Source organism: Hyella patelloides LEGE 07179, assembly GCF_900659865.1.
Classification (GTDB): Bacteria; Cyanobacteriota; Cyanobacteriia; order Cyanobacteriales; family Xenococcaceae; genus Hyella; species Hyella patelloides.
Genome location: NZ_LR214408.1, coordinates 1 through 2,198, shown reverse-complemented (window position 1 = coordinate 2,198; position 2,198 = coordinate 1). Strand labels below are relative to the sequence as shown.

The following is a 2,198-nucleotide window of genomic DNA, read 5'->3' as shown; positions in this document are numbered from 1 at the left end:
TGAGGATTTTATCCACCCTCCACATCTATAATTTCATAATTTAACCAAAAATTATCCCTCATTAATCTTAGTTATCTGTCAAAGATAGAGAACTAAATCCCTATTTTTGCCAAAATGAGAATTGCTGTGTTTGTCCTCACCGCCTTGTCCAGCAATGTAAACAGTAGTTTTATGGGCTGGGGCAATCACAACATGGGTGTAGCCATTAGGTGTGGGGTCGTATAAATCAGTTGGATTAATAAATCTTAATTCTGGTGTCAACATTTCTATTTTCCTCTTAGGGCGTTGTTGATTTAAGTAATGACGTACAGAGTAATACTGTTTATAGCTATTAGCTATTAGCTTCTGTTTTTAGTGGGCAAGCAAAATACTGAAATAACATGACAATTCAATAACGCTCTTTTTAAATTCCTCAAATATAGTGTTTGTTTGTTTCGCGTTGCAGATTGAAGATCGCTATCTCAGTAACATCTATAGAAAAGCAACTCCCCAGCTTATTTGGGTTTCTCATAAAATAGAGATACTGGATTCGATTGTCCACAATGTCAATTGCCACAACGCTTTCGAGCTTGCCATTACTAGTGTAAACAATGCCAGGTTGACCATTAACTTGAACCAACTCAAATTCATAATTTAAGCCAAGTTTTTGACTACGACGATAAATTGCTCTTAAGAAACCAGCTACCTTGGCTGCACCGTGCAGAGGCTTGAGGCAAGCCTGAACCTGACCACCCCCATCAGACCAGAAGGTAATATCTTCAGCCAGTATGTCAAGCAATCCCTGTAAATCTCCTTGCTGAAAGGCTGCTATAAATTTGCGGGTTAATTGTTCTTGCTGCTGAAGAGAGGTTTTAAAGCGCGCACCGCGAAGCGGATCTCTGCGAGATTGCCGATTAGTTAGATGCTGGCGCGCCCGTCGAGCAATCTGACGACAGTTGGCTGGTTTTTTCTCAACAATCTGAGCGATTTCGCTGTATTCATAGCCAAAGGCTTCCCGTAGCAAAAAAACGGCTCGTTCTAATGGGGATAGCTGTTCTAGTAAAATTAAAAAAGCGATCGTCAAAGAGTCTGTCAACTCAACCATTTTAGTTGGGTCATTAGAAGATTCCGTGACAATTGGTTCGGGCAGCCACGACCCTACATACTGTTCCCGCCGAACACGGGCTGAACGGAGTTGGTCAATACATAAGCGAGTAATAATTTTTGTGAGATAGGCTTTAGTAGATTTGACTCTCTGCTCAGAGGTTTGCTGCCATCGCAGAAAAGTCTCCTGTACCATATCTTCGGCATCCATGATGCTGCCAAGCATTCGATAGGCGATCGCAAATAAAAGCGATCGATATTGATTAAATTCTTCCAGCCAATCTATAGAGTCGTTTTTTGCTGTGGTAATCATGAGATCGCCTCCTTTAAGCTACTGATTTTGTTTTTACTTGATAGCTGCCAGGCACAATCTGAGTGGCAATACTCAGTCGATTCCAAACATTGATAGTCGCGATCGCCGTTAGCAGTTTGACGATTTGCTCGGGGGCAAAATGATTGCTCACCTCGTCATATATTTCGTCGGGTACGCCATCCTCAGCAATCAGGGTGACAGCCTCAGTTAGAGCTAGGGCTGCCCGTTCTGGGGGCGTAAAAAATGGTGTTTCTGCCCAGGCATTAAGAGCATAAATTCGCTGTTCTGTTTCTCCCGCCTGTCTCGCATCCTTGGTGTGCATATCAATACAAAAAGCACAGCCATTGATTTGGGATGCTCTAATTTTAATCAGTTCTAACAAGGGTTTGTCCAAACCACAGGAGCGAACATATTTCTCTAGTTCCCATACTGCACGTGCAGCAGCAGGTTCGATTTTTTCAAATTCAAGTCTGGACTTCATTTACAATCTTCTCCTCTAAGGTCTTCATTAAATAAGACGAGATAGATGTTTGAGATGTGACAGGTTTTTATACTCAGACTTACAAAATTCTTATACATGGATTGCAATTTCTGTAGGGGCAACCTTATTTCGCTTCCTGCTACACAAATCATCTATCGTATTTTGAATTTAAAATGATAATTAGCTCCACTTAAAAAAACTTAAAATAGAAACTAAGAAGCTAGATTTACCGCGATCGAGCAATGTTTAATGTCTAATTAGCTGGAGTAACTTATCAGATAATCTAGGTAGATACTCAGAGTGATCGACTGCTACATCCGA

3 protein-coding genes are annotated in these 2,198 nt (G+C 41.1%); all 3 read right to left on the bottom strand.

Features of this window, described 5'->3' with window-relative positions; translation table 11 throughout:
• Positions 1 to 78: 78 nt before the first annotated feature.
• A complete protein-coding gene (locus tag H1P_RS35295; protein ID WP_186376336.1) occupies positions 79 to 264 on the bottom strand; it encodes a hypothetical protein in 186 nt (61 codons plus the stop codon).
• A 148-nt stretch (positions 265 to 412) separates the two neighbouring features.
• Positions 413 to 1,396, bottom strand: coding sequence for an RNA polymerase sigma-70 factor (locus H1P_RS35290; RefSeq protein WP_144876440.1), 984 nt, complete (start codon positions 1,394 to 1,396; stop codon positions 413 to 415).
• Between the two features lie 13 nt (positions 1,397 to 1,409).
• On the bottom strand, positions 1,410 to 1,877 hold the full coding sequence (locus H1P_RS35285; protein ID WP_144876438.1) for a carboxymuconolactone decarboxylase family protein: 468 nt from the start codon (positions 1,875 to 1,877) through the stop codon (positions 1,410 to 1,412).
• Positions 1,878 to 2,198 lie beyond the last annotated feature (321 nt).

What these genes read in the sequence shown, in the direction of transcription:
- H1P_RS35295 (WP_186376336.1), bottom strand. Translation starts at nt 264, where the DNA reads ATGTTGACACCAGAATTAAGATTTATTAATCCAACTGATTTATACGAC.
- H1P_RS35290 (WP_144876440.1), bottom strand. Translation starts at nt 1,396, where the DNA reads ATGATTACCACAGCAAAAAACGACTCTATAGATTGGCTGGAAGAATTT.
- H1P_RS35285 (WP_144876438.1), bottom strand. Translation starts at nt 1,877, where the DNA reads ATGAAGTCCAGACTTGAATTTGAAAAAATCGAACCTGCTGCTGCACGT.